Genomic DNA, 25,049 nt, shown 5'->3' with positions numbered 1-25,049 from the left:
CGCTTGCGTGCCAGGCGCTTATTCGTAGGTACAGAAATAGGCGGTCTGAGTCGCCATTTTTACCTGGAATTTAACGTTGGCCGGCACTTCGAAAGATTCGCCCTGAGCGAAGGTCTGCCATTCGCTGGCGCCTGGCAGCAGTACGTCCATGCTGCCGGAAACGACAGTCATCACTTCTTTCTGGCTGGTGCCGAATTCGTATTCACCGGCTTCCATTGCGCCAACAGTCGCTGGCAGAGTCGCGGTTTGCAGGGCAATAGACTTTACCTTGCCATCAAAATATTCGTTTACTTTCAGCACAGTTAAGCACTCCTCGTGAATTGGAGTGGCGATTATACGCATCCGCTGCCGGGCGGCAATCAGCGCTCTGCTCAGTCGGCGCTCTGCCGGCTCAGCGGGAAGCGGATAACAAAGCGTGTACCCTGTCCGGGAGCACTGCTGACTTCGAGCGAGCCATGCAGCTGGTGGCTGACCAGATCCTGAATAATATAGGCACCTATACCGCTGCCGCCCTGATTGCGCTTGGTGGTAAAGAACGGATCAAACAATTGCTTCAGGGTGTCTTCATCCATACCGCGGCCATTATCACTGAAGGTGATTTCTACCTGCTGATCGCGCTGCTGTGCTTCTATATGAATCTGGCCACGCTCTGAGCTGTTGTCATCAAACGCGTGGGTCAGTGAGTTCATCATCAGATTGGTGAATATCTGCGCCACAGCACCGGGATAACCGCTGATAAAAATTCGCTGTGGGCATTCAACACTGACATCAATCGGGCGGTATTTATAATTCGGCCGCAGAGAAACAATGATGCTCTGCAGATAATCGCCCAGCTCAAAATCCCGCCGCTGTTCGCTCGACTGGTCGACGGCCACCTGTTTGAAGCGTGCCACCAGATCGGCGGCGCGACGCAGGTTATCGGCGGTAATCTGCACGCCTTCTTCCGAGAACTGAATAAAATCATCAAAGGTTGCTTTATTCAGTTGTCCGTTGCGGAACTGCTGGGCAATTTCTTTCAGCTGGTCTTCCAGTGCGCTGACCGCAGTAACACTGATACCCAGCGGGGTGTTGATTTCATGCGCCAGACCGGCGACAACTTCGCCCAGCGCCGCGTGTTTTTCCAGATTCACCAGCTGTTGCTGTGTCAGCTTCAGTTTACGCAGCGATTCATTGGCCTCGGCATTTTTCTGTTCCAGTTCGCGCGTGCGTTCTTCTACTTTGGATTCGAGGGTGGTGTTCAGCTCTTCAACCCGCTGTTGCTCTGCCTGCAGCTGATTGTTGCTGTCTGACAGACGGCGGGTGAACTGATCAACCTGGCCGACCAGGGTGTTAAAGGCGTTAACGATTGGTGTGAATTCGTTGTCGGCATCGTATTGCAGCGGACGGAACGACGGCTGACTGGCTTCCCGGTTGTAGGCCACGGTGCTTTGCAGGCGGTTCAGAATCTGTTCGAACGGACGGAACAGCACTTCCAGTACAAGCGCCATAATAGAAATAAACAGCACGGCGATGCCGATGTTGATGGTCATACCGTCAGCCAGCCGTTGTTGTACGGCCAGCGCCAGGTCGGCATGGGGGATGCGCACGCCCAGCACCAGACCGGTCTGACTGCGGGCGGCAAACAGATATTCGCCGTCTTTTTCCTGCAGCTCACTGGCGTTACTGGTCTTCAGGTTCAGCAGGTTGCTGTTGTTAACGATGGTGTTTAATTCGCTGTTTTGCTCCGGGCCAACCAGATAGCGGCCGCTGCTCTGATGCAGCAGAAAAGGGCGCGTGCCCGGCGTCAGTTTGAGTTCACGTACCTGCTGACGCAGTTCATCCATAGCCCAGTCGACGGTGGCAATGCCGATCAGCTGTTGCTGGTTGTCGTACATCAGCGCATCCACGGTCATGATCAGAGCTTCGGTGCCGGCGTTATCTACGTAAGGCGGGCTCCAGAAAAGATCGGCATTACGTGGCTGATCGCGCGGCCAGTCGGCAGGAATCGCCAGTCTGTACCAGGGTTGGTTAAGGTAATCGTAACGCTCGCTGCTCAGATCCCAGGTGGCCATAACATCCTGGCCGTTATGGTAGGCGTAAGGGCCAAAGTAGCGGGCATCCGGATCAATGGTGTAAGGCTCAAACCAGATGCCGCCACCCAGTGCCTGATCGAATGACTGAAAGGTGCGCACCAGTAATTTTTGCAGGACAGCGCGGACCTCTGCCGGATGTGTACGGTGATGCTGCTGCTGGTGATGCTCGCCGCTGCGTGCCAGCCCGAGAGCGGTGCGCTCCATTTGTGCGGCGGTTGCATCCAGATGGTGAACACTGGCCACAACGGCTGACATTATCTGCTGACGGTTGAACTCCAGAACGGAGTTGCTGGCGCGGCTGTTGTAATGCAGCAGCAGGGCAGTAAAGCCTGCAATCTGCAGAATGATGACACACAGAAGAATACGGTTTTTGATATTCATGTTTTACATCTTGATACCAATCTTGGGCCTGCTGACACCTGAGCCTGTTGAATCAGCGCTAAAGCCAGACTAGCAGTAACTGTGCGGCTTGCGTAGCGTCAATTCTGACACTATTCACAATAAGATGCCCGCCCGTCAGCACTGAAAGGGCTTTAAATTCAGCCGCATGCAGATAACTGGCACGTGTGGCCACATCTGAACCTGTGTCCGGCTGCTGCAGAAGAGGAACAATTGCTCCCTTTACAACCAGACAATTGTTACACCGGGACAAAATAATTAAGGCGAGCGGGCAGGGTTTCCTATATAGTACGCCCCCCTTAAGAAAACCGACGAGTCGGGCCTAGCCGTGTGAGCAGTAGAGTGCGAACCAGAACGGCCAAGCCCTTCCTCTACTACACAGGTACAATATGACCGATTCTACTCCTACAGGCTTTGCGAGCCTGGGTTTACCTTTTTCTATTCTTCGTACTCTGGAAGAGCTGGGCTACGAAGCTCCGTCTCCGATTCAGGCCGAAAGTATTCCCCCACTGCTGGAAGGCAAAGACGTTCTGGGCATGGCTCAGACCGGTACCGGTAAAACCGCTGCCTTCGCACTGCCACTGCTGAGCCGCACCCAGGCTGATTTTAATTCGCCACAGGTTCTGTGTCTGGCGCCTACCCGTGAGCTGGCACAACAGGTGGCTGAAGCCATCAAAACCTACAGCAAATACATTCCGGGTATTGGTGTTACTGCTATTTATGGTGGTTCCGATTACGGCAGCCAGCTGCGTGAACTGAAGCGTGGTCCGCAGTGGGTTGTGGGTACTCCGGGTCGTGTAATGGATCACCTGCGTCGCGGCACCCTGAACCTGGCCGATATTAAAGCCGTGGTTCTGGACGAAGCCGACGAAATGCTGCGCATGGGCTTTATCGACGACGTGAACTGGATTCTGGAACACACGCCGCGTACCCGTCAGGTGGCTCTGTTCTCCGCGACTATGCCGCGTGAAATTCAGCGCGTTGCTGAAACTCACCTGAAAGATCCGGTTGAAGTAAAAATTCAGACCAAAACCACCACCAACGATAAAATTCGTCAGCGTTACTGGTTTGTTGCCGGTGCTCATAAAAATGATGCACTGCTGCGTATTGCCGAAACTGAAGAATTTGACGCCATGATGGTGTTTGTCCGCACCAAACAGGCAACTGAAGAAGTCGCTGATTTTATGCAGGCTAACGGCTTTAAATGTTCACCATTAAACGGTGACATTCCACAGGCGCTGCGTGAAAAAGCGGTAGAAAAACTGAAAGCCGGTCAGCTCGATATTATTGTTGCGACCGACGTTGCGGCCCGTGGTCTGGACGTTGAACGTATCAGCCACGTAATCAACTACGATATTCCGCAGGATACCGAATCCTACGTTCACCGTATTGGCCGTACCGGCCGTGCGGGCCGTAATGGTGAAGCCATTGTGTTTGTTCGTGGCCGCGAAAAACGCATGCTGCGCGATATCGAAAAAGCGACCCGTCAGAGCATTGAAGAAATGCCACTGCCGACCGCTAAAATGGTTAACGAAAAACGCCGTGAACGCTTCCAGGCACAGATTCTGGACGCCATTCATCCTGAGCGTAACAACCAGTACCGCGAAATGATTGAGACCATTCTCAGTCAGAACCCGGTCGATGCACTGGACGTTGCTGCCGCACTGGCCGCTCTGCTGCAGGGTGAAAAATCACTGTTTATTAATGAACAGACTGATGCCCGTATGGCCGACGCCCGTGAGCGTGAGCTGCGTAACGAAAGCCGCAGTGAGCGTCCGTCCCGTGACCGTGATTCCCGTGGTGATTCACGCGAGCGTGGCCCGCGCAGCAAGGCACTGCCGGAAGAGCGTCCGAAGCCATTAAAAGGTCACCCGGAAGTGGAAATGACCCGTTATATGGTTGGCATTGGTTATGACGACGGCCTGAAGCCGGGTAACCTGGTTGGCGCGGTTGCTAACGAAGCGGACCTCGACAGTGATTACATCGGTCATATCGAAATTTTTGATAATTTCGCTGTAATCGATTTACCGGAAGGTATGCCGGCCCCGACCATGGGCAAACTGCGTAAAGCACGCGTTTGTGGTCGTCCGCTGGAAATTAAAGTCTATAAAGAGTCTGAAGTACCGCAGGGTGGTGCTGGTGCTCCACGTCGTGCTCCGCGTCGTACCGAAGGCCAGAAAGACGGTTTCGCCAAGAAACCACACCGTGGCAAGCCACGCGATAACGGCGCTCCGGCACCGGGTACCCGTGCTCCACGTAAGCGTCGCGAAGCTTAATTAAGACTGCGCAACGTTAATAAAAAAACCGGCCACTGGCCGGTTTTTTTATTTCTGCCAATATTTCCTGCGTCAGTATTTTTCCTCACGGCAATATTTTTTCTGTAGAAATAAAAAGCCCCGGCAAACCCGGGGAAAAGGACAGACGAAATTGTGCGGATGATCAGTGGCTGATCATCCATGGCCGCATGCCGGGGAACATCTTATTGCCGTCAGCGGTATACATCAGATTACTGCGGCGTTTAGGCTCGCAGCCGCAACCATTACGATGTTTATGCTGATGGCGCGCCAGCTTTTCCTGTTCACGTTCGTGATACTGGCTGCTGGTCATAACCTCCGGTGCATGCTGCGCTTTTTCGTTACGCTCCATGGCTTCTTTGGTTTCTTTCAGCATTCTGGCCAGCTGTGGCGGCAGCATGATAATGCGCGCCGACAGCGTCTGGCAGTGTGGACAGGCGGCTGGCTGATCATGCTTTTCCATGCTCGCCAGTTCCTGAAACACACCATGCTGCGGACATTTGTAGTCATACAGTGGCATATGCGGCTTCCTCCTTATTTAAGATCCGGAGCTTTCGGAATATCAACTGAACCATCCAGATGTTTAACCGGCCCGTTGGCATTCGGCTGGATATCAAATTCAAAAATATCCGTCGGCAACCACAGGGTGGCGCAGGAGTTCGGAATATCCACCACGCCACTGATATGGCCCTGAATCGGCGCACAGCCAATAATCGCGTAACCCTGTGCTTCGCTGTAGCCAAACTGGGTGAGGTATTTAATCGCATTCAGACAGGCCTGACGGTAAGCAATACTGGTATCCAGATAATGCTGTTTGCCATTTTCATCCACCGAAATACCTTCAAAGATCAGGTAGTCATCGTATTTCGGTACCATCGGGCTCGGTTTGAAAATCGGATTCTTAATCTGATATTTGGCCATACCGTCTTTAATCAGATTAACCCGCATATGAATCCAGCCGGCCATTTCGATGGCACCACAGAAAGTGATTTCACCATCACCCTGGCTGAAGTGCAGATCGCCAACGGATAAACCGGCACCGTCAACATACACCGGGAAGTACACTTTGGCTCCGCGGGTTAAATCTTTAATGTCGCAGTTACCACCGTGTTCACGCGGAGGTACGGTACGGGCACCTTCTGCCGCAGCGGAATTACGCTCGTCGCCTTTCATTCGGCCCATATGTGCGGTTTCTGCATACGGCAGGCAGGCGAGTTGCGGTGTTCTTTCCGGGTCGGTATCAAACAGTTCTTTTTCCCGTGTGTTCCACATATCCAGCATGTCACGGGATGGCAGGCAACCGATCAGGCCTGGATGCAGAATACCGGCAAACTCGACACCGGGAACATGACGGGATTTGGTATAAATACCGTTAAAATCCCAGATAGATTTCTGCGCTTCCGGAAAATGATTATCCAGAAAACCGCCACCGTTCTGTTTGGAGAAAAAGCCGTTAAAGCCCCATTGCTGTTCAGCAAAGGCGCCGATATCGAGAATGTCGACTTCCAGCAGATCGCCGGGTTCGGCGCCTTCTACGGCAATCGGACCCGAAAGAAAATGCACCTTGGTCAGGTCAACGTCACGGACATCGGAGGCGTCATCGTTATTTTCAATTTGTCCGCCGGTCCAGTCGAAACACTCAACAATAAAATCATCGCCCGGTTTTACCGTAGCAACCATCGGAATATCCGGGTGCCAGCGGTTGTGCACATTGTCGTGCTCATAAGCGGATTTATTCAGATCAATCTTGATGATGGTATCAGTCATGGTTTGCTCCTTGAGTGGCCTTAACAGCCTCTTGGTTCAGCGTATTACCGCAAATTGGAAAACGCCGGTTAAAGTTTTTATGCCTGTCGGCGATGTGCTGAACAGGCGTCATGCATATTCTTTTAAACGGATAAGTAACGGCTGATGGTTGCCTGGTCGGCCTCGGCGACCGGAACGTCGAGCACAATGGCGCCTTTTTCAATCACCAGAATGCGGTCGGCAATATCAAGAGCGAAGCTCAGCACCTGCTCGGATACCAGAATGGATAAATTGCGCTGAGTGCGGATCTGTTTCAGCGTGCGGGCCATTTCTTTAATAATGGATGGCTGGATACCTTCAGTCGGTTCGTCGAGCAGTAACACGCTGGGATTGCTTGCCAGAGCGCGGGCAATGGCAAGCTGCTGCTGTTGGCCGCCGGATAAATTACCGCCACGACGGTTTTTCATTTCGTCCAGAACAGGAAATAAGCTGTACAGGTCGGAAGGAATCTTGCGTTCACCTGTGCTGGTCAATCCGGTTTCGATATTTTCAGATACCGTCATGGTGGAGAAAATCATCCGCCCCTGCGGTACAAAACCAATACCGGCACCAACGCGCTCGTGACTTTTCAGGCCGGATAATTCTTTGCCCGCCAGTGTCAGGCTGCCTTCTTTACTGGGAATCATGCCGATTAATGATTTCATCAGCGTGGTTTTACCCATGCCGTTACGGCCAAGAATGGCAACAATTTCTTTGGGTTTAATACTCAGGTTCAGATTGCGGATAACATCACTCTGACCATAGGCAACGCTGTAATCGGATACTTGAAACATAAAATAACTCCGCTTTTAAGATCAGTGACCGAGGTAAACTTCGATGACTTTAGGATCGGATTGCACCCGCTCCATGGAACCTTCTGACAGAACCTGGCCCTGGTGCAGTACCGTTACCCGGTCGGCGATATCGGCGACAAACTGCATGTCGTGTTCAATAACCAGCACCGAGCGGTCTTTGGTAATACGCTGCAATAATTCGGCGGTCTGTTTGCGTTCCGATACCGACATACCGGCTACAGGTTCATCCAGCATTAACAGCTCCGGGTCCTGAATCAGCAGCATGCCGATTTCCAGCCATTGCTTCTGGCCGTGGCTGAGCAGGTCGGCGTTCATGTCGAGCTTGTCACCCAGGAAAATCATGTCGGCAATTTCTTTAACCTTGGCGACTACTTCAGTGTCGCGGCGAAAGGTCAGTGCCCCCCAGACATTACGGCCACGGGGAAAAGACAGTTCGAGGTTTTCGAATACCGTGAGGTCTTCATAAATAGACGGGTTCTGGAATTTACGCCCGACACCGGCATGCACGATCTGGTGTTCATTCAGACGGGTCAGCTCCGTGCCCTTGAATTTAATTGAGCCTTCAGTGGCTTTTGTACGTCCGCAGATTAAGTCCAGTACCGTGGTTTTACCGGCCCCGTTTGGGCCGATAATGACGCGGATTTCCTGTTCTTCGACATACAGCGATAAATCGTTTACTGCTTTAAAACCGTCGAAAGAAACAGTCAGACCTTCAATGCTCAGCACAAATTCTTTTTGCGGAATGGATTTATTGGTTTCCAGCATGGCTGTACTCCTTGTCTGCAGAATTGGTTGTGGTTGCGGTTTTGCCGGCTTCAAGACTGACGACCTGAGACTGGCTGGCAACCGGTGCGGGTTTTCTGAAACGCTGCAGGCGTGGTTCAACGTAGGTCTGATACAGACCTGCCAGGCCATTAGGGAAAGCCATTACTACGCCGATAAACAGAGCACCCATGGCAAACAGCCATAACTCGGGGAAAGATTCTGAAAAGCTGGTTTTGGCCCAGTTCACCAGTAAGGTTCCGTAAACCGCACCCAGAATCGACAGGCGGCCACCAACGGCGCAGAAGATAACCATTTCAATGGAAGGTACGATGCCGACAAACGAAGGTGACATAAAGCCAACCTGCAGGGTAAACATGGCTCCGCCAATGGCAGAGAACACAGCGGCAACGCAATAGATAAAAATCTTAAAGCTGGACACGTCGTAACCGGAAAAACGCACGCGGTCTTCACGTTCACGCATGGCAACCAGTAACCGGCCAAGTTTGCTTTTGATAATGTAGCGTGCAGCAATCAGGCAGCCGATCAGCAGGAACGCATTAATAAAATACAGAATGTATTTGGCGCTGTCGGTGCGGATATCCCAGCCGTTCAGTGTGCGTAAATCGGTAATGCCGTTAACGCCGCCGGTATAGCCCTGCTGACCGATAATTAAAATTGTCAGAATAGCGGCAATGGCCTGAGTAATAATGGCAAAGTACACACCGCTGACCCGGCGCTTAAACATTGCCACGCCAATGATAAATGCGAACAGGGCTGGCACCAGCACAACGGCCAGTAAAGTAAAACCAAAGCTGTGGAAAGGTTCCCAGAACCATGGCAAAGCAGTCAGCTGATTCCAGTCCATAAAATCAGGAATTCCCGGTGTTGACTGAATAGCCGTATGCTCAGGTGAAGATGCTTCCAGCTTCAGAAACATCGCCATGCAATAACCACCCAGGCCAAAGAAGACACCCTGACCCAGGCTGAGAATGCCGCCATAACCCCAGCATAAAACCAGGCCCAGTGCGACAAAGGCGTAGGTTAAATATTTACCTACCAGATTCAGGCGGAAAATATCCATCGCCAGTGGCATAACGACTAACAATATAACGGCGAGAATCAGTAAATGACTGAGCTGATAACGCCCGATAAAATCTTTGATTTTTGTCATAACAAACTCCTAGCGGCGGATTTTCAGAGAGAACAGACCCTGTGGACGCAGCATCAGAATGCCAACCACGGTCAGAAGGGTAAGAACTTTGGCTGTCGAGCCGCTGAGGAAAAATTCCATCGTCGACTGCGCCTGTGAAATGGTAAATGCAGAGGCAACAGTACCAATCAGGCTGGATGCACCACCGAACACAACGACCAGGAATGTATCGACAATATAAAGCTGGCCGGAGGTCGGACCGGTCGAACCGATCATGGTGAAGGCAGAACCGGCGATACCGGCAATACCGCAACCGAGAGCGAAGGTCATGCGATCGACTTTTTCGGTATTAATACCGACTGCGGCGGCCATCGGACGATTCTGTACGACCGCGCGGGTTTGTTTGCCGAGGCGGGATTTCTGCATCATTAAGGCAACACCAACGGTGATGACAATGGTCAGGCCCATAACGAATAAACCGTTAATCGGAATTTCAATGCTGTCGTTCAGTGCGTAAGAACCCATCAGCCAGTCAGGCAGGGTGACTCCGACCTCACGGGCACCAAATACGCTGCGATACAATTGCTGCAAAATCAGGCTCAGACCCCAGGTAGCCAGCAGGGTATCCAGCGGACGCTTATACAGGTGGCGGATAATGGCCCATTCAACCAGGGCGCCGAGCGCTGCGGTGACAATAAAGGCGAATATCATCGCGATAAAAAAGTAACTGCCATAAATGGATGGCAGATATTCGGCAAACAGGGTTGAGGTAAGGTAGGTAACGTAGGCACCGAGAATCATAAATTCGCCGTGCGCCATATTAATAACGCCCATCTGGCCGAAAATAATGGCAAGACCCAGCGCCATCAGTACAAATACAGAAAATAAAATCAGCCCGGCAAACCCCTGCATGGCAAAGATCGAGGTCAGCTCGGTCATGGTGTAATCAGCAAACATAATGAATTCTCCGGTGAATAAAGCGGGTAAGCAGCGGCCCGCAGGCCGCTTAATGTCTTACTTGTAACCGGCTGGGAATGGGTCTGGTTCGATCAGGTCTTTGGTTTCGTACACAATTTTGTACTGACCATCAGCCTGGGCATTACCAATGCGGGTTTTTGACCATAAGTGATGGTTTTCATGAACCCGTACATAACCTTCCGGAGCGGTTTTCAGTTCAATGCCCGGAGAGGCCGCACGAACTTTATCGATATCAAAGGAACCGGCTTTTTCAACGGCGGCTTTCCACAGCCATGGGCCAAGGTAGGCTGCCTGGGTTACGTCACCAATAACGATGTCTTTGCCCCAGCGTTCTTTAAAGGCTTTAACAAAGTTTTTGTTGTTGTCGTTGGTCAGGCTCTGGAAGTATTTCATCGAGGCGTAAGCACCTTCGATATTTTCACCACCAATACCCAGAATCTCGTCTTCGGTAACGGAGATAGTCAGTACCAGTGGTTTTTCTTTGGTCATATCAATACCGGCGGCTTTCAGCTGCTTATAAAACGCAACGTTGGAACCACCCACAACTGAGGCAAAGATCACGTCCGGTTTTTTCAACTTGATCTTGTTGATGACCGAGTTGAACTGGGTGTGACCCAGCGGGTAATACTCTTCGCCACTGACTTTCAGGCCGAGTTTGTCGATATGCTTACGCGCGATTTTGTTGGAGGTACGTGGCCAGATGTAATCTGAGCCGAGCAGGAAGAAAGATTTAGCCCCTTTTTCTTTTACTACCCAGTCGATACCGGCAAGAATCTGCTGGGTTGCTTCCTGGCCGGTATAAATAACGTTAGGGGACTGTTCCAGACCTTCATAAAAAGTCGGGTAATACAGCATGCCGTTATACTGTTCGAAAATCGGCAGTACGGCTTTACGTGATGCTGAGGTCCAGCAGCCAAATACTGCCGCGACTTTATCGTTAATCAGCAGTTTCTTTGATTTCTCAGCAAAGGTCGGCCAGTCACTGGCGCCATCTTCCTGAATAAATTCGATTTTACGGCCCAGCACACCGCCCATGGCGTTGATTTGTTCGATGGCCAGCTTTTCTGCCTGCACCGAACCGGTCTCACTGATGGCCATGGTGCCGGTTACTGAGTGCAGAATACCGACCTTTACGGTTTTATCGGTAACGGCCAGACCAGTGCTGTTAGCACTGTCGGCATAAGCTGGCAGGCTGGCATTGGCGAGCATAACGGCTGCAGGTATTGCCAGCAGGTTCTGTAAAAAACGACGGCGGACGCTGCCGTTAAAAGGTTTGGATTTGGAGTGCATAGTCAGGCCTCTTGATGACTGATTGAGTACGTTTTTGAGTTGAACTTAAGCCTGCTCAGAATGCGTCAGTGGGCTTCCTGTAAGAATTCGCCGATTGCTCCAGTCACCTACGTCATTTGACGCATAGCAGTTGGCATGGGATGTGATTAGAGTCCTGAGGCCTGAGAGGAAGAGCCTGCGGGCCGGCACAAGATGGATTTTTCTGCGCTTAAGCAGGTGTTGTGGACAGGATGTCTTTCTATCGGCGTCACCGCGGTGGCGACAGGTCAGCTGACAATAAGCTGAGAGAGGCAGAACAGACTATGTCTGAGCAAGTGGTGTACAAAACCCGGCGCAGTTACAACCGCTGGGTAGCAAACCAGACACTGGAAGATTACGCCCTGCGCTTTACTGCCAAAAAGGCGCGGCGCTGGTCGGCCGCGCGTGTTTCCAATACGGCGCTGGGAGCCATTTCTTTTTTAGCGCTCGAAGCCATCGGTGCGGCAATTACGCTGATGTATGGTTTTAACAGCGCCGTCAGCGCCATTATGGTGGTGTCAGCCATTATTTTTCTGACCGCGATTCCCATCAGTTACTACGCTGCACGCTATGGTGTTGATATTGATCTGCTCAGTCGCGGTGCCGGTTTTGGCTATATCGGCTCAACCATTACCTCGCTGATTTATGCCTCGTTTACCTTTATCTTTTTTGCCCTTGAATCAGCCATTATGGCCTCGGCGATGGAGATATTATTCGGCTTGCCCCTGGCCGCAGGTTACCTGCTCAGCGCACTGATCGTGATTCCGCTGGTGACCCATGGCATTACCTTTATCAGCCGCTTTCAGCTCTGGAGTCAGCCGTTGTGGCTGATTCTGCAGTTGCTGCCGTTTATCTTTATTCTCTGGCACGAATGGTCCGCTGCAGAGCAGTGGATTGCATTTCCCGGTATTGGCAACCGCACAGAAGATGCACCGGAAAGTGGCGGAAAATTTAATCTGATCTACTTTGGTGCAGCCTCGGCGGTGGTTTTTTCACTGATTGCGCAAATCGGTGAGCAGGTCGACTTTTTACGCTTTCTGCCGGAGCCAGAACCCCGGCATAAACTGCGCTGGTGGCTGGCCCTGATTGGTGGCGGTCCGGGCTGGATTCTGGTGGGAGCACTGAAAATTCTCGCGGGTTCTTTTCTGGCGGTGCTCGCGGTGCAGCATGGTTTATCTGTGCTCGATGCCGCAGACCCAACCCAGATGTACCGCGTAGCTTTTGGCTATATCAGCGATTCGCCTATGGCTGTTCTGGCATTGACCGGTATTTTCGTCATTCTCTGTCAGGTAAAAATTAACGTAACCAATGCTTATGCCGGTTCTATTGCCTGGTCGAATTTCTTTTCGCGCCTAACGCACAGCCATCCGGGCCGGGTGGTTTGGCTGGTGTTTAACGTGATGATTGCACTGCTGTTAATGGTGCTGGGGGTTTATCAGTCGCTGGAACATATTCTGGGTATTTACTCCAATGTTGCCGTGGCCTGGGTGGGGGCTCTGGTCGCCGATCTGATCATTAATAAACCTCTGGGTTTAAGCCCTAAGCATATTGAGTTTAAACGAGCCTATTTATACGACATAAATCCGGTCGGCTTCGGCGCTATGTTGCTGGCATCGCTGATTGGTATCGTCTGTTATGTCGGCGTTTTAGGCGAACTGCCGCAGGCTTTATCACCTTATCTGGCATTGGCGACGGCTTTTATTACATCGCCTTTATTGGCCATTATTACCCGTGGCCGCTTTTATCTGGCGCGCGATATTATTCCCCTGGCAGAAAAAGCGGCAGAAGAAACAGCAGAGGAAAATGCAGAGGAAAATGCAGAGACACCGGCATCTGCTGTGGCTGCCGCACCGCTGCAGTGCGTAGTGTGTGATAACCATTTTGACAGTGAAGATATTGCCAGCTGTCCGGCCTATAAAGGCCATATCTGCTCTTTGTGCTGTACGCTGGAATCCCGCTGCCATGATCAGTGTAAAGACAGGTCGCGCTTAAGCGAGCAGATGCAGACCCTGCTGGAAACCCTGTTGCCGGTCTGGCTGGTACAGAAAATGAATCCGCGCCTGATGCAGTTCAGCGGTTTATTGTTATTAATTGCCGGTATTGTCGCCGTGTTGTTCTGGCTGGTGTATGTGCAGGTACCCGCTGCCGATTCCGGTCAGCATCTGGTCGGGGCAACCTTAATCCAGGTGTACCTGTTATTACTGATTATTGTAGGTGTATTAATCTGGCTGTTTGTTCTGGCCAACGAAAGCCGCCAGTTTGCGCTGGACGAGTCGATGCGGCAGACAGAGTTATTAACCCGCGAGATTGCAGCCCACGAAGCAACCGACCGGGCATTGCAGCAGGCCAAAGAACTGGCTGAGGCTGCGAATCAGGCCAAGAGCCGTTATCTCGGTGGAATCAGTCATGAATTACGCAGCCCGCTGAATTCTATTCTGGGGTATGCACAGCTGCTGGAAAAAGACAGTCAGCTACTGCCGGGGCAGCGTAATAAAATCAGCCTTATCCGTCGCAGTGGTGATCATCTGGCGGATCTGATTGAAGGCTTACTGGATATTTCCAGAATTGAAGCCGGGCGTCTGGAAATCCGCCGCGATGAAGTCGCTATCGGCCATTTATTACAGGAACTGGTGGATATGTTCCGCCTGCAGGCAGAAAGCAAAGGCGTGGAGTTTATTTATCTGCCCTGTGCTCATTTACCGGAAATGGTCGCCACCGATGAAAAACACCTGCGCCAGATTCTGATTAATCTTTTATCCAATGCGGTTAAATTTACTCAGCAGGGCTCGGTGACACTGGCGGTACGTTATCGCAGTCAGGTTGCCGAATTTACCATCATTGATACCGGTGTCGGGATTGAAGAAGCTGAGTGCCAACGCATATTTCAGCCCTTTGAGCGCATCCGCAAACCCGGCTTGCCGCAAATGCCGGGGACGGGTCTTGGGCTGACCATCAGTCAGTTACTGGCCGATATTATGGGCGGAGAAATTACTCTCAGCAGCGAGCCGGGCAAAGGCAGTGTGTTCCGCCTGTCGATGATGCTTTCCAGCCTTGCCAGATCCTCTAAACGTTCATCACCGGCCCGGCAGATCAGTGGCTTAAAAGGTGCGCAAAAAACAGTCATGGTGGTTGATGATGATGCTTCTCATCGTGGCCTTATCAGCGAGATATTAATGCCGCTCGGTTTTGTGGTGCTGGAAGCGCCGGATGGCTTTTCCTGCCTGCAGTCGTTTGCCGGTGCCGGGGTGGATGTTTTTCTGCTGGATATTTCCATGCCGGGAATGACCGGTTGGGAATTATTGCGGCAATTGCGCAGCCGTGGTGTTAAAGCGCCGGTTATTATGGTGTCAGCGGATGCCGAAGATCGCCAATCGGCAGCGAATCAGGGCGGTGCCATCCCGGCGACCGGGCAATTAAACGACGCCTACCTGATTAAACCCATCCGTGATCAGGCGCTGCTGGATAAAATTGCCACCGTGCTGGAACTGGAATGGTATTACCACAGTGAAACGACCAGCGGCGAGCGTTTTATAGCCGCCACAAGCGACAGCCTTAACTGGCAGAATATTCCGCCAGCAGAGGCGCGTGAACTTAAGGCAATGGCCGAGATCGGTTATGTCGGCGGAATAGAGCTGGTATTACAGCGTATGGCCAGTGCAGGCGCCGATGAGCGTTGTATTAATCAGTTGCGTGAATATGTGCGTAACTATCAGTTTGCATCCGTCATTTCCATCAGCCAGAAGGTACTTGCCAATGATCCGGGCTGAAAGCAAAGGGCTGGTATTAATCGCCGATGATACCGCCGAATCGTTAACCATGCTGAATGAGGCATTAAGCACTGCCGGTTACACCGTATTGGTGGCGATGGACGGCATACAGGCACTGAATATTGCCGAACGAATGGCGCCGGATTTAATTCTTCTGGATGCCATTATGCCGAATATGGATGGCTTTGAAGCCTGTAAAGCGTTAAAGGACAACGTCGATTTGCAGGATATTCCCGTTATTTTTATGACAGGTCTGAGTGACAGCGAACATGTTATCCGCGGATTGGAATGTGGCGGTGTGGATTACCTGACCAAGCCGGTAAGGCTGAATGAGTTACTCGCCCGTGCGCAGGTGCATATTAATAATGCCCGTAAAACCCAGAGTGCCCGCGGCGCATTAAATGAATTGGCACAGCCGGCATTTTCCTGCTCACTGCATGGCGAAATACTGTGGTCTACCAACCGTGCGCAGGAATTACTGGCGGCACTGAATTACAACGGTGATGCCTTAGCGCAGGCATTGCAGCAGCAGGCAATTGGCTGGCTGAGCCGCGCGCCGCAAAAACACAGCCAATTTAAACTACAGCTGGGTGAACAGACGCTGACCCTGCGCTTGCTGGGACAGCCTTATCCGGGAGAATTTTTACTGCGCCTGATGGAGGAGGATGACACCTTGCTGTGTCAGGACTTACGTCAGCAGTTTGGCCTTACCGAGCGTGAATCAGAAGTACTTTTGTGGCTGGCGCGGGGAAAAAGCAATCAGGATATTGGCCAGATTCTGACCATGAGCCCGCGTACGGTGAATAAACATCTGGAGCAGGTATTCCGTAAGCTGGGAGTAGAAAACCGCACCTCGGCGGCAGCAGTCAGCCTTGGAGTACTGGCAGTTAACCATTAGCAGGCTGTTGATTTCCTATCTGCGTTGCCACTGCAGTGTTAAAAACCGACTCAAAATGCTCATTTACGACCTGTAAACTGCGCTTTTTCGCCGGTTTTTGCCTTGCATTGACTGCCTCGAAAACGAAAATCAACGGCCTGTTAGAGCGTGAATTAACAGGCCCTGAACTGTTACCAGGCTTCGAGCTCGGCCAGCATAAATTCAAGTACGTCATGCACACGTTTTTTTCCGGCATTCTGACGTAACAGCACCATGGCATGTACCTGGCTGGCGAGAAAACGTGAGGCGGTCAGCGGGTCACGCGGGCGGCTGAGCTCGTTATTATCAATGGCCTGCTGCAGGGCTTTCTTCAGGCTTTCTTCCTGGCGGCGCAGGCCGTTTTTAATCAGGTTCAGACTTTCTTCATGTAATTGTCCCGCATTCAGGCTGGCGTTCAGCAGCATACAACCGGCGCTGGCCTGATCGTGCTGCAGTTGCTGCTGTATCAGGCGGAAGTAAGCAATGATGGCGGCTTTTCCCTGCTGCTCCTGCAGTGGCCGCAGCATGCGGTTAAAAATATTATCGGTATAGAGCATCAGCGCCTGGTGGAAAAAATCCTGTTTATTGCCAAAAGTCTGATACAGGCTGTAGCGGTTAACCCCGAGTTTCTGCACCAGATTTTCCATCGATAGTTGGCGGAATCCTTCGCGCCAGAACAACAGCATGGCCTGATGCAGTACCTGAGCGGGATCGAATGACTTGGTTCTGGCCATTAAATTACCTGTATGTTCTGAAAATTGCCGGCAGGATCAGGCAGCTTAGCGAATTCTTTCTTGACTGATCATTCTGATATTGGCTAGTGTAATCCAGAATGATCATTCTGAAAATAAAAGAGTCTGATCCGCTAACCCGTCAATCAAGGAATCCGTATGAAACTGTACAGCGCCAATATGGCACCCAATCCGCGTCGCAGCCGTATGGCTCTGGCAGAAAAGGGCATTACCGGTGTCGAGGTGATTAATATTGATCTTGCCGGAGGCGAGAACCTCAAGCCTGAATTCCGCGAGCGTAACAGTCTGGCGAAAGTACCGGTACTGGAGCTTGATGACGGCACCTGTATTGCTGAAACCGCAGCCATATACCGTTATCTGGAAGAAATTCAGCCGGAACCGAACCTGATGGGACGTGATGCCAAAGAGAAAGCGCTGATTGAGATGTGGGATCGCCGCCTCGACAACGCCTTATTAATGCCGATTGGCCATTGCTTCCAGCATACGACCGGCTTTTTTAAAGACCGTATGACACCGGTTGCCGCCTGGGGCGAAGAAGCCGGTAAGCTGGCGGCTGCGTTCTTACCCATTCTGGAACAGCAGCTGCAAAAGCATGAATTTGTGGCGGGTGATCACTTCTCTGTGGCAGACATCACGGCTCTTTGCTCGCTGGAGTTCGGTAAGGTGATTCAGTTGCGTATTACCGAAGATTTTCCGGCTATTCAGCGCTGGCACGCGCAAATGAAAGCGCGTCCGTCCTATACTGCATAACAGTCTCAGTCCGCCGGGCAGCCGCCTGGCGGATTACCATTGCGCAGGGGAGGTTGTTATGAATACCGATCTTAATATTTGTCTGGTGGTGGCCAGCCATCGTGCCAATTCACAAAGTCGCCGTATTGCCGATTATATGAATCAGCATTTTCTGGCCGGTAAGGCGAGTCTGATCGAACTGTATCAGAGTAAGCTGCCACTCTGGGATGGCGAGCCAGTGGCCGCGGGCAGTACAGAAGAACAGGACGTGGCTCAGGTAAAAGCCCGTGCCGAAGCCGCTGATGCTTTTGTATTTATCGTGCCGGAATGGCACGGCATGGTGCCGGCCGGGCTGAAAAATTTTCTGCTCTGGTGCGGGATGAAAGAACTGGCGCATAAACCGGTATTACTGGTTGGTGTATCGGCTTCGGCCGGTGGTGCTTTTGTGATTGCCGAGTTACGCCACAGCGGCTATAAAAACTCGCGCCTGTTATATCTGCCTGAGCATCTGCTGCTGCGTGATGTGAATGACCTCTGGATGGGCCAGGAAGGGCGTATGAGTGATGTTTATCTGGAAAAGCGCACCCGTTACGCGCTGGACTTACTGATGACCTACACCGAAGCCCTGAAACCGGTACGTGACAGATTGTGTGCCGGACTGGCGGATTTTTCTAACGGTATGTCGTAACACATACAGGCCGGCTGCCCGGTGACAACGTGCGGACCAGAGCACAGGGGTTAGAGCGCGCGGATATACTGCTCTAAGTTGTCCAGCAGCTGGCCCTGTTCCTCCGGGCGCCATTGCAGGCGGATATGCCATTCCTGTTCACCGTCGAACGACACGAAAAATGACATGCCGTCATCGTACGGCAGAAATGAATAACCCAGAAAGATCCAGCTTTCCCCAACGTCGTGCAGATGCTGATCGTAATCGGTAAATTCCTGAATAACCTCATAACGCTCACCGGCGCGCAGAAATTTATGATTGTCACCGCAGTTTGCTGCTTTATGGCCGGTCCAGGTACCGGCAGGTTTTGGGCCGAAGGTCATGGGTAAGAAGACTCGTGTTGAGATAGAGCAACAGACTTATCTGCTTCGCTCTGGTTGTCTGTTTTATCGTCGCGCTTTTTACCATTTTCATGCCAGGTCTTAATCGCTGACGTTGCCATCTGTGAAAAATTCTTTGAGACATGACGGCCCTGATACATTGACGATGTATTATCAGCAAGCGGAACTGAGCAGTGAATATCGTCCGCCAGTTTATGCAGATACTCACGTCCAGCCATTTGATACCGGATCTGTTCCTGATCATTCAGTCTGATCGTATAGCTATAGCCAAATGCACCCATGCTGCAGTTCACATCGAAATAGAGGCTGCCTTCGTGTTCCAACAGAAACCACGCCTGTTTTTCAGAATCGATGACTTTCATTTTTGTGAGATCCTGCGGTAAAAGGCGGAATATTCCTGTCTGCGGTACTTCAGGCTGCATACATCAGTTAAATGCAGCAATGATCGCACCGATCAGAGCCAGTTCAGTCACACTGTGTGCCGAATTGATTAACGTTAGTTTTGCGGATGTGCGGGCGAAGCCATTGTAGTAGCCCAGTGATGTGGCCGTAAATACAATGGCAACCACTGCGCCAAAAAACGCCCCGATCAGAACGCCGGATGTATTCAGAGCTGATAGCAGCAAAGCGATCAGTAGGGTTTTGCTTAACCCTGATACCAGAGAAATGGCAAAAGCACCGCCAAGACCTTCGGTGTTATCAGCTTCTTCTTTGCTCAGCCCTAAAGTGTTTGCCCAGGCTTTACCGAAAACGGCCCAGTGATACCAGACAAACCCCAGAACATAGCTTGTAATTGCGGCAATTACGACCGCAATATAGTTCAGGTTTTGTAATGCTTCGATAAGGTTCATATTGGTTCTCTGGGTTTTAACGTTTGGTTAAGGTGCCGGCTTTAGCCGGTCCCGAGTGAGCGAAGCGAACGACTTGAACCAATTGTTAGACCCTACCTCTGATTGCGGCAACAGCTGCTGCATATGATTCATTGCCAATTCCAACCTGAGCCCAAACTGGGCGTGACTCATTGCCTTGCCTGTCATACTGTTCGTCAGCATCCCAAAGTGTAAGTATTTGATTTGGGAAAAGGTACTCTGAGGCGATGAACTGATGAGCGCCAGAGTTATCTGCGTTGGCTATTAGAGAAAAGAGCTCTTCAGCAGAGAGGGAAAAGACATCAAGGCTTTGGAATGTTGCAGTAAACCGCTCGCTGGCAGATATGCCAATAAATATAACTCTGTCGTCTGGGTCGCATTCAACTTGAATTGAAGCATTACAAAAATAGTCCAGAGAACGACGAGATGACTCAAGCGGGAAGCCTGCGCGGAGCAGCGACTCTCTAGCTTCCGAGCGGAGACTTCCAAGCTTTACGGGGCCAGCTCCACTTAGTGGAGATATTTCTAGGATGAGCACATAAGCCTCGATAGGTCTAGCGCCGCGTTCACCGGCGCGTAGTTGATTGACTTGTTAGGCTTTGATTTCACTAGAATATTTCCATAACCAATGAATTGCCTAGCGGCGGGAAATTGAAAATAACAGACTCGTACTGACTTTCGACTGTTTCTATATCAATTGAATCTCCACTCTCGAACTTAATGCTCAACACAGAAGGACTCTTTAAGCTCGCGTTCTCCGCACATTGCCGACCAAGCATACCCCATGGGCCTGAATTCGGCGCATCATCCCATTCGTAGCATGTACCTTCGATTGAGGCGAATACCCGCTCATTGCACTGAATATTGAAATTGACAAATTTAATATTAAATCCATATGAAGCTAGCTGAATAGATTCTACAAATTGTGACTCCTTTGAGAAGTAGTCATTCAAAACCTTGACGATTTCTACATTAAATAAATTCATACTCAGTCCGATTGAAGCCTAATGCCAAGCTAAGCAGTGTGCGTTAGCACGTCCTTGCTTGAGCGCCTTGTTAACTGCTTGTGTCACGAACGGCACCATTTTTGTCTGTTTGAACAATAGTACCCCCATAAATATCTTCGACAGCTTCATTCTCAAAATTTACATGGTGCCAAAGCCAAACACCTCTGTAGCCCATTGCCAAATGTGTGACGCGAAGAAATTTATCAAGAGTTTCTTCAATAGCAATTTTATCGTGGTTTTCTAGGGTCTCGGTTTCTCGTATAGCTCGACTTAAGGCTTCAAGTTCATTAATTTCTTCAACCTGCATCACCGCTCTTGTGCGGTCTTCGAAATCGATTGTTACAGTATAAAGATTCATGAGTTCCTTGAGCAGTTAACGCCCGCCTCAACTGCCGAAGGTTACTGGCGCCTTTTGTGCGGTTTTTGCACAAAAGGTGACAGTGGCCGGAGGTCAGATTGCAGGCGCTTGTTAGTTGCCATTAATTTTAGCGAGTGCCGCATTGACCCGTGCTACCATAGCTGGACTATTGTCATCTGCTTTTAGATAGTTATTGAACACTTCATTTGCCTTGCTTAAATTTCCAGAATTGTAGTAAGCAAGTGCACGCCAGAAGAATATCTCCTCAGTTCCAACACCACCGATTCTTTCCGCTGATTCAAATGCTTTAACTGCATCATCATATTTCTCAATTTGAAAGAGTACTTCACCTTTGAACCTCCAGCTTAAAGGGTTCTTTTTATCAAGCTGAATGATTGCATCTGCTCTCTTCAAAGCCTCAGTAAACTTTCCTTCTCGAAAGCAATCAGTTGCAATATTCGGGTCGGTTAAATTATCAATGCTATTATCACAACCTGCATACGCATTGATTCCAATCAACGCGAATAATAGTGAAGCTACTTTTTTGAACATTTTTTATTCCTTTAACGATGCAAGGCAACTAACACCCAAAGCAGCGGCGCGCGTTAGCGCGTCCAGCCCGCAGGGCGATGCTGCCTTTGCTTGTTATGTGTTTACTCACAGTTCTCTAGCCCACATATTGGTGTGCCATTATCATTGTGTTTGCCGACCAGACTAATACACTTAAATGTTTCACCACCGTCAGTAGACACTTTAACTTCGAGATCTTGGTTTTCGAATGTTTGCAGCTCTTTAATTAGCTGCTTGATTGTCTTTCCACGAGTAACCCACTCAGGGTTTTCATTTACTTTATCGTTCACTGTACTCACTTATTAGACTGACACATAACGTTTTTGTTGTGGGGCGGTGAAGCGTAGTGAGGAACGAGCGAAGTTTAACTGTCCCAGAACCGAAGGTGCGTTCACCAACTTATTTTTATGAGTCACGGAAATGACCATTACTTTCTATTCCATGCACAAGGTTCAATGCTAAATCATAGCTATCGGTATTTGTAAGTTTTTTTCGGATTTTAATTGCAATTTTCAAAGCATCTTTTTTATTCAATTCCACATCTAAGAGAGAATTTATGTAGTATGGCTTTCCACTCCCTTTAGATATCTTCTTTTGAGTTAGACGTTTTTCAAGTTTAGGCTCTCTATAGCCAACAACCTTCATATCTTCTCTGGTGCCGCCCCACTTAATTGGGAGTGTCAAAATGTATTTACTTCCGAAGAGTGTATAGTAATTGACAACAATACTACCTCCATCACGACAGCTATCAATACTCGGCTTTCCTTTCAATATTAAGAACATCTTAAGACTCATAACAGTTTCTTAGTAGGCAGGCTCATTAACACATCTAAGCCCTTATTCAGATTCCCAGCCTAACCCAATGTCCGGGTTGTAAAAATCATCGTTATTTTCTTTCTTGTCAGGATATAAACGCGCATGCGCGCTTTTACCCTGAAGTGTTCTTTACATTTGGCGCCTTATCGTTTTCTTCCAGACACGCTGCCGCCAGTCCTTGTATACGCAGGGCAGGAATCGCGTAGCTTTCTTATTCGGGATTGTTAGCGGGGAGGACGGTCGTTTGGACGGTGTGTTCGTACGATATGGCGGCATCCCTGCTGTGATCCGAGAGTACTGAAGTTTTAGGATGGGTTCAATAATTGATAGAAATGGTTGCAACTGGCAAAAGGCGTCAGTATCGATATTTCCGCTATCCGGAACGGTCTGGCCAGCGGGCAGGGATGCCGGAGGGATAAGATAGAAACGGTTAGCGAGGTCTTTTAGTGTCTGGAATTGTAGTGGTTTAGCATTTCAGCTGGTCACGTACCCGCATCAGGGCAAAACCCAGCAAATTCTGGCCCTGCCAGTTATGTGGCTCATAGGCTGCCGGATCGTCGGCCGTCAGGCCAATTCCCCATATCGCATCCACAGGGCTGGCCTCTACCAGAATACTGTCCCCGGTATTGAGCAGAAATTCCTTCAGCTCCGGGTTTTGCGAAAATTTAGCAAAGTTAGCTGATACCACGATTTCAAAGCGGTGTTGTAGCCATTTATCCTCGTCGAAGCCAAGTATGCCTCGTCCCGCTTTTTTTGCTTCGTTCGGTGTCTTGCTGGCAAGCACTACTTTCAGCGCATTGTTATCGCTGAAAAGCTCAGCCTTTTTGGCCATCATATAGTGTTCTGCCGTCAGGTATGTCTGCTGTTCATCGACAAATGGTGACTCGTACCACTGACTGAAACATGATTTTGAGACACCTGTTTTGGGCTTTTGGTGGCCCCAAAAGAAAATATAGGTCACAGGGTTGCCGTGACTGATATGGTCAATGAGTTCTTCCCTGCTCTGAATCGTCAATTTGGCACCACACTTCATTTTTTATTAAGAATTGCTGTTAAGCTGTTTATGAGAACCATCCAGCCATGACCTTATATCCTGTATAACGTCGTCAACCCTGCTGCTTCCGTCGGGCATATTAAATGAATGATCAAGGTTGTTATACATCTTAAATTCAATATTGGGCTGGTCTTTAGCAAGTTCTGCCGCTTGCTCCTGAGCCAGGCGTACGGAAACATTTTTATCCAGCCCCGACTGAATGAGTAACAGTGGGGTTTCTACTCTGGACAGTATTGCTCTTTGGTCAATTTCAAACATGTTTCGCCACCAGCGGTAACCATGCCCGCTCATACTAAGCTCAAAGGGTTCGCTGTTGAGGATATGTTTATAAAAGCCGGTAAAGCCATTCGCGGCTTCCTGGTATGCCTCAGCGGATGGCGACTGGGATTTTATATTGTGCAGAACATCGTCTATAAATCTTGGGGCACCACCGTTGAGTGATACGGTGGCATTAATGTAACTCAATTCTGACGCGATCAGGTTGGCAACGACAGCGCCTTCACTCCCTCCGAGCAGGACGATTCTTTTATATTTTCTTTCTTTGCGTAAGGTGCTTAACACCTGGGTGTAGTCTTTCACCCTCTGCTTTGGTGAGTCGTTTTCGATATAGGCAGCAGGGCAGTCATCCCTTTCAGAAGCGTTGCTCCAGGGTAATTCGGCGGTAATGCCATATTTCTCAACCGTTAAAATACTGGCTTGCGGCATTACATCCGGGAACTCGCTGTTAATCCGCTTATTGTGGCGGACACTGTTGCAATCGGAACCCTGTATTAATACCAGCAGTGTCTTCTCCGGATTATCCTGAGCAAGCAGATAGTAGGTGATATTTGTACCATCGTTTCTGGCTATCTCGAAGGATTCCGCAGCAGGTAAGCCTCGGGAGCAGACCGCCTGAGAGATGAGCAGTACGAACAGCGTTAAGGCTTTAATGTTCATGCGATCATGAAGACAGAATAACCAAACAGCCAGAGAATCTGGAAACCGTAACTCAGCCGCTGGTGAGTGCCCGGGTTGGTTCTTTCTTTAAAGGATACGCTCAGTCGGTATGAAAAATAAAAGCAACCGAGCAGGCAGATTAACGAAAATACTCTGATGGCTGTCGGGTTAGTAATCGGGTTTGTATCCGAAAATACAGTAATTGCCGGGGCAACAATAAACGAAATCAGCATAACCATTCCCGACCATGAATGAATCTGGCAAGGCATGGTCGGGGTCGTTGTATATGGATCTGCATCCATAGGAAAAAGGCCGCAAATCCAGGTACTTAATCCATGAATGACAACCATAATGCCGATAGCAACGGTTGCTGTGCTCTCGGCGTGGGTGCTGATCAGGTAATATCCAAACAGGATAAATAAGAGGCCTAAAGGGTAATTGTTAATAAGTGGTGAGAGTTTCTGGGTTGGACTGCCAGCAGCACCCAGCTCGCTGCAAAATTGCCTGGAATGGCTGTAGTTCGGATAGAACAATGAGGCAATAATAACGCCTGCTACGATCCAGATGGAAGCAATGATTCCCGTGTAAGAAATAACGCTAAGCACGTTTAAATTCCCTCTGACAGTTGGTCATTTAATGCC

General features: G+C 50.1%; 26 protein-coding genes. 5 read left to right on the top strand and 21 right to left on the bottom strand.

Features of this window, described 5'->3' with window-relative positions; genetic code table 11:
• Positions 1-18: 18 nt before the first annotated feature.
• Together ppnP and LGT44_RS02985 are read right to left on the bottom strand one after the other, a co-directional pair.
• On the bottom strand, positions 19-300 hold the full coding sequence (ppnP, locus tag LGT44_RS02990) for a pyrimidine/purine nucleoside phosphorylase (RefSeq protein ID WP_145465985.1): 282 nt from the start codon (positions 298-300) through the stop codon (positions 19-21).
• A 71-nt stretch (positions 301-371) separates the two neighbouring features.
• Entirely contained in the window at positions 372-2,453 is a 2,082-nt protein-coding gene (locus LGT44_RS02985) for an ATP-binding protein (protein WP_230331837.1), read from the bottom strand.
• Positions 2,454-2,860: 407 nt separating this feature from the next.
• Here LGT44_RS02985 and LGT44_RS02980 point away from each other — a divergent pair, with 407 nt between their 5' ends.
• The gene (locus LGT44_RS02980) at positions 2,861-4,747 is read left to right on the top strand and encodes a DEAD/DEAH box helicase (RefSeq protein WP_145465983.1); all 1,887 of its coding nucleotides are present in this window, start codon (positions 2,861-2,863) and stop codon (positions 4,745-4,747) included.
• Here the strand turns inward: LGT44_RS02980 and LGT44_RS02975 are convergent.
• From LGT44_RS02975 to urtA, 8 genes are all read right to left on the bottom strand, one after another.
• Positions 4,744-4,929, bottom strand: a complete 186-nt coding sequence (locus LGT44_RS02975; RefSeq protein ID WP_230331838.1) for a hypothetical protein — start codon at positions 4,927-4,929, stop codon at positions 4,744-4,746. The genes LGT44_RS02980 and LGT44_RS02975 overlap by 4 nt on opposite strands.
• On the bottom strand, positions 4,911-5,285 hold the full coding sequence (locus LGT44_RS02970; RefSeq protein WP_145465981.1) for a zinc ribbon domain-containing protein: 375 nt from the start codon (positions 5,283-5,285) through the stop codon (positions 4,911-4,913). The genes LGT44_RS02975 and LGT44_RS02970 overlap by 19 nt, the downstream gene beginning before the upstream one ends.
• Positions 5,286-5,299: 14 nt before the next feature.
• Positions 5,300-6,532 carry a formamidase gene (gene fmdA / locus LGT44_RS02965; RefSeq protein ID WP_145465980.1) on the bottom strand — a complete coding sequence of 411 codons (1,233 nt, stop codon included), beginning with the start codon at positions 6,530-6,532 and terminating at the stop codon, positions 5,300-5,302.
• A 122-nt stretch (positions 6,533-6,654) separates the two neighbouring features.
• Positions 6,655-7,344, bottom strand: a complete 690-nt coding sequence (gene urtE, locus LGT44_RS02960; RefSeq protein ID WP_145465979.1) for an urea ABC transporter ATP-binding subunit UrtE — start codon at positions 7,342-7,344, stop codon at positions 6,655-6,657.
• A gap of 21 nt (positions 7,345-7,365) precedes the next feature.
• On the bottom strand, positions 7,366-8,130 hold the full coding sequence (urtD, locus tag LGT44_RS02955; protein WP_145465978.1) for an urea ABC transporter ATP-binding protein UrtD: 765 nt from the start codon (positions 8,128-8,130) through the stop codon (positions 7,366-7,368).
• A complete protein-coding gene (urtC, locus tag LGT44_RS02950) occupies positions 8,114-9,301 on the bottom strand; it encodes an urea ABC transporter permease subunit UrtC (protein ID WP_230331839.1) in 1,188 nt (395 codons plus the stop codon). The genes urtD and urtC overlap by 17 nt, the downstream gene beginning before the upstream one ends.
• Positions 9,302-9,310: 9 nt before the next feature.
• Complete coding sequence (gene urtB, locus LGT44_RS02945) at positions 9,311-10,237, bottom strand: urea ABC transporter permease subunit UrtB (protein ID WP_145465976.1); 927 nt, start codon at positions 10,235-10,237, stop codon at positions 9,311-9,313.
• Between the two features lie 57 nt (positions 10,238-10,294).
• Positions 10,295-11,548: an urea ABC transporter substrate-binding protein gene (gene urtA / locus LGT44_RS02940; RefSeq protein ID WP_145465975.1), complete on the bottom strand. Its 1,254-nt coding sequence runs from the start codon at positions 11,546-11,548 to the stop codon at positions 10,295-10,297.
• Between the two features lie 302 nt (positions 11,549-11,850).
• Between urtA and LGT44_RS02935 the strand changes: the two genes are divergently transcribed.
• Positions 11,851-15,333, top strand: coding sequence for an ATP-binding protein (locus LGT44_RS02935; RefSeq protein WP_230331840.1), 3,483 nt, complete (start codon positions 11,851-11,853; stop codon positions 15,331-15,333).
• Positions 15,320-16,231, top strand: a complete 912-nt coding sequence (locus tag LGT44_RS02930) for a response regulator transcription factor (protein WP_145465973.1) — start codon at positions 15,320-15,322, stop codon at positions 16,229-16,231. The genes LGT44_RS02935 and LGT44_RS02930 overlap by 14 nt, the downstream gene beginning before the upstream one ends.
• A 170-nt stretch (positions 16,232-16,401) precedes the next feature.
• Here the strand turns inward: LGT44_RS02930 and LGT44_RS02925 are convergent, their stop codons facing one another.
• Positions 16,402-16,983, bottom strand: a complete 582-nt coding sequence (locus LGT44_RS02925) for a TetR/AcrR family transcriptional regulator (RefSeq protein ID WP_230331841.1) — start codon at positions 16,981-16,983, stop codon at positions 16,402-16,404.
• Positions 16,984-17,139: 156 nt separating this feature from the next.
• On the opposite strand from LGT44_RS02925, the gene LGT44_RS02920 reads away from it, so the two are divergent.
• A complete protein-coding gene (locus LGT44_RS02920; protein WP_225693360.1) occupies positions 17,140-17,751 on the top strand; it encodes a glutathione S-transferase family protein in 612 nt (203 codons plus the stop codon).
• 58 nt (positions 17,752-17,809) lie between these two features.
• Positions 17,810-18,418, top strand: a complete 609-nt coding sequence (locus LGT44_RS02915) for an NADPH-dependent FMN reductase (RefSeq protein WP_230331842.1) — start codon at positions 17,810-17,812, stop codon at positions 18,416-18,418.
• A 50-nt stretch (positions 18,419-18,468) separates the two neighbouring features.
• On the opposite strand, the gene LGT44_RS02910 is transcribed toward LGT44_RS02915, so the two are convergent.
• The 10 genes from LGT44_RS02910 to LGT44_RS02865 form a co-directional block, all read right to left on the bottom strand.
• A complete protein-coding gene (locus tag LGT44_RS02910; RefSeq protein WP_230331843.1) occupies positions 18,469-18,780 on the bottom strand; it encodes a DUF3601 domain-containing protein in 312 nt (103 codons plus the stop codon).
• On the bottom strand, positions 18,777-19,160 hold the full coding sequence (locus LGT44_RS02905; RefSeq protein ID WP_230331844.1) for a hypothetical protein: 384 nt from the start codon (positions 19,158-19,160) through the stop codon (positions 18,777-18,779). The genes LGT44_RS02910 and LGT44_RS02905 overlap by 4 nt, the downstream gene beginning before the upstream one ends.
• 63 nt (positions 19,161-19,223) lie before the next feature.
• Positions 19,224-19,649, bottom strand: a complete 426-nt coding sequence (locus LGT44_RS02900; protein WP_230331845.1) for a DUF1761 domain-containing protein — start codon at positions 19,647-19,649, stop codon at positions 19,224-19,226.
• Positions 19,650-20,723: 1,074 nt separating this feature from the next.
• Positions 20,724-21,032, bottom strand: a complete 309-nt coding sequence (locus LGT44_RS02895) for a hypothetical protein (RefSeq protein WP_230331846.1) — start codon at positions 21,030-21,032, stop codon at positions 20,724-20,726.
• 111 nt (positions 21,033-21,143) lie between these two features.
• Positions 21,144-21,584, bottom strand: coding sequence for a tetratricopeptide repeat protein (locus LGT44_RS02890; protein ID WP_230331847.1), 441 nt, complete (start codon positions 21,582-21,584; stop codon positions 21,144-21,146).
• Between the two features lie 101 nt (positions 21,585-21,685).
• Entirely contained in the window at positions 21,686-21,892 is a 207-nt protein-coding gene (locus LGT44_RS02885) for a hypothetical protein (RefSeq protein WP_145465967.1), read from the bottom strand.
• Positions 21,893-22,007: 115 nt separating this feature from the next.
• A complete protein-coding gene (locus tag LGT44_RS02880) occupies positions 22,008-22,397 on the bottom strand; it encodes a hypothetical protein (RefSeq protein ID WP_230330466.1) in 390 nt (129 codons plus the stop codon).
• A gap of 487 nt (positions 22,398-22,884) precedes the next feature.
• Complete coding sequence (locus LGT44_RS02875; RefSeq protein WP_230330467.1) at positions 22,885-23,433, bottom strand: NADAR family protein; 549 nt, start codon at positions 23,431-23,433, stop codon at positions 22,885-22,887.
• Between the two features lie 24 nt (positions 23,434-23,457).
• Positions 23,458-24,408, bottom strand: a complete 951-nt coding sequence (locus LGT44_RS02870; protein ID WP_230330468.1) for an alpha/beta hydrolase family protein — start codon at positions 24,406-24,408, stop codon at positions 23,458-23,460.
• Positions 24,405-25,013, bottom strand: coding sequence for a DUF998 domain-containing protein (locus tag LGT44_RS02865; RefSeq protein WP_230330469.1), 609 nt, complete (start codon positions 25,011-25,013; stop codon positions 24,405-24,407). The genes LGT44_RS02870 and LGT44_RS02865 overlap by 4 nt, the downstream gene beginning before the upstream one ends.
• Positions 25,014-25,049 lie beyond the last annotated feature (36 nt).

This window comes from Thalassolituus alkanivorans, from assembly GCF_020447205.1.
In the GTDB taxonomy this organism is placed as follows: Bacteria; Pseudomonadota; Gammaproteobacteria; order Pseudomonadales; family Oceanobacteraceae; genus Venatoribacter; species Venatoribacter alkanivorans.
The sequence above is the reverse complement of the archived record's forward strand: the minus strand, read 5'-3'. Positions and strand labels throughout refer to the sequence as shown.

Coding starts and splice junctions, on each gene's coding strand:
- LGT44_RS02870 (WP_230330468.1), bottom strand. CDS start 24,408: ATGAACATTAAAGCCTTAACGCTGTTCGTACTGCTCATCTCTCAGGCG.
- LGT44_RS02925 (WP_230331841.1), bottom strand. CDS start 16,983: ATGGCCAGAACCAAGTCATTCGATCCCGCTCAGGTACTGCATCAGGCC.
- LGT44_RS02890 (WP_230331847.1), bottom strand. CDS start 21,584: ATGTTCAAAAAAGTAGCTTCACTATTATTCGCGTTGATTGGAATCAAT.
- LGT44_RS02910 (WP_230331843.1), bottom strand. CDS start 18,780: ATGACCTTCGGCCCAAAACCTGCCGGTACCTGGACCGGCCATAAAGCA.
- urtE (WP_145465979.1), bottom strand. CDS start 7,344: ATGTTTCAAGTATCCGATTACAGCGTTGCCTATGGTCAGAGTGATGTT.
- urtD (WP_145465978.1), bottom strand. CDS start 8,130: ATGCTGGAAACCAATAAATCCATTCCGCAAAAAGAATTTGTGCTGAGC.
- LGT44_RS02930 (WP_145465973.1), top strand. CDS start 15,320: ATGATCCGGGCTGAAAGCAAAGGGCTGGTATTAATCGCCGATGATACC.
- urtC (WP_230331839.1), bottom strand. CDS start 9,301: ATGACAAAAATCAAAGATTTTATCGGGCGTTATCAGCTCAGTCATTTA.
- LGT44_RS02980 (WP_145465983.1), top strand. CDS start 2,861: ATGACCGATTCTACTCCTACAGGCTTTGCGAGCCTGGGTTTACCTTTT.
- urtB (WP_145465976.1), bottom strand. CDS start 10,237: ATGTTTGCTGATTACACCATGACCGAGCTGACCTCGATCTTTGCCATG.
- LGT44_RS02905 (WP_230331844.1), bottom strand. CDS start 19,160: ATGAAAGTCATCGATTCTGAAAAACAGGCGTGGTTTCTGTTGGAACAC.
- LGT44_RS02895 (WP_230331846.1), bottom strand. CDS start 21,032: ATGAATCTTTATACTGTAACAATCGATTTCGAAGACCGCACAAGAGCG.
- LGT44_RS02935 (WP_230331840.1), top strand. CDS start 11,851: ATGTCTGAGCAAGTGGTGTACAAAACCCGGCGCAGTTACAACCGCTGG.
- fmdA (WP_145465980.1), bottom strand. CDS start 6,532: ATGACTGATACCATCATCAAGATTGATCTGAATAAATCCGCTTATGAG.
- LGT44_RS02920 (WP_225693360.1), top strand. CDS start 17,140: ATGAAACTGTACAGCGCCAATATGGCACCCAATCCGCGTCGCAGCCGT.
- urtA (WP_145465975.1), bottom strand. CDS start 11,548: ATGCACTCCAAATCCAAACCTTTTAACGGCAGCGTCCGCCGTCGTTTT.
- LGT44_RS02970 (WP_145465981.1), bottom strand. CDS start 5,285: ATGCCACTGTATGACTACAAATGTCCGCAGCATGGTGTGTTTCAGGAA.
- LGT44_RS02985 (WP_230331837.1), bottom strand. CDS start 2,453: ATGAATATCAAAAACCGTATTCTTCTGTGTGTCATCATTCTGCAGATT.
- LGT44_RS02900 (WP_230331845.1), bottom strand. CDS start 19,649: ATGAACCTTATCGAAGCATTACAAAACCTGAACTATATTGCGGTCGTA.
- LGT44_RS02880 (WP_230330466.1), bottom strand. CDS start 22,397: ATGAGTCTTAAGATGTTCTTAATATTGAAAGGAAAGCCGAGTATTGAT.
- LGT44_RS02915 (WP_230331842.1), top strand. CDS start 17,810: ATGAATACCGATCTTAATATTTGTCTGGTGGTGGCCAGCCATCGTGCC.
- LGT44_RS02975 (WP_230331838.1), bottom strand. CDS start 4,929: ATGGATGATCAGCCACTGATCATCCGCACAATTTCGTCTGTCCTTTTC.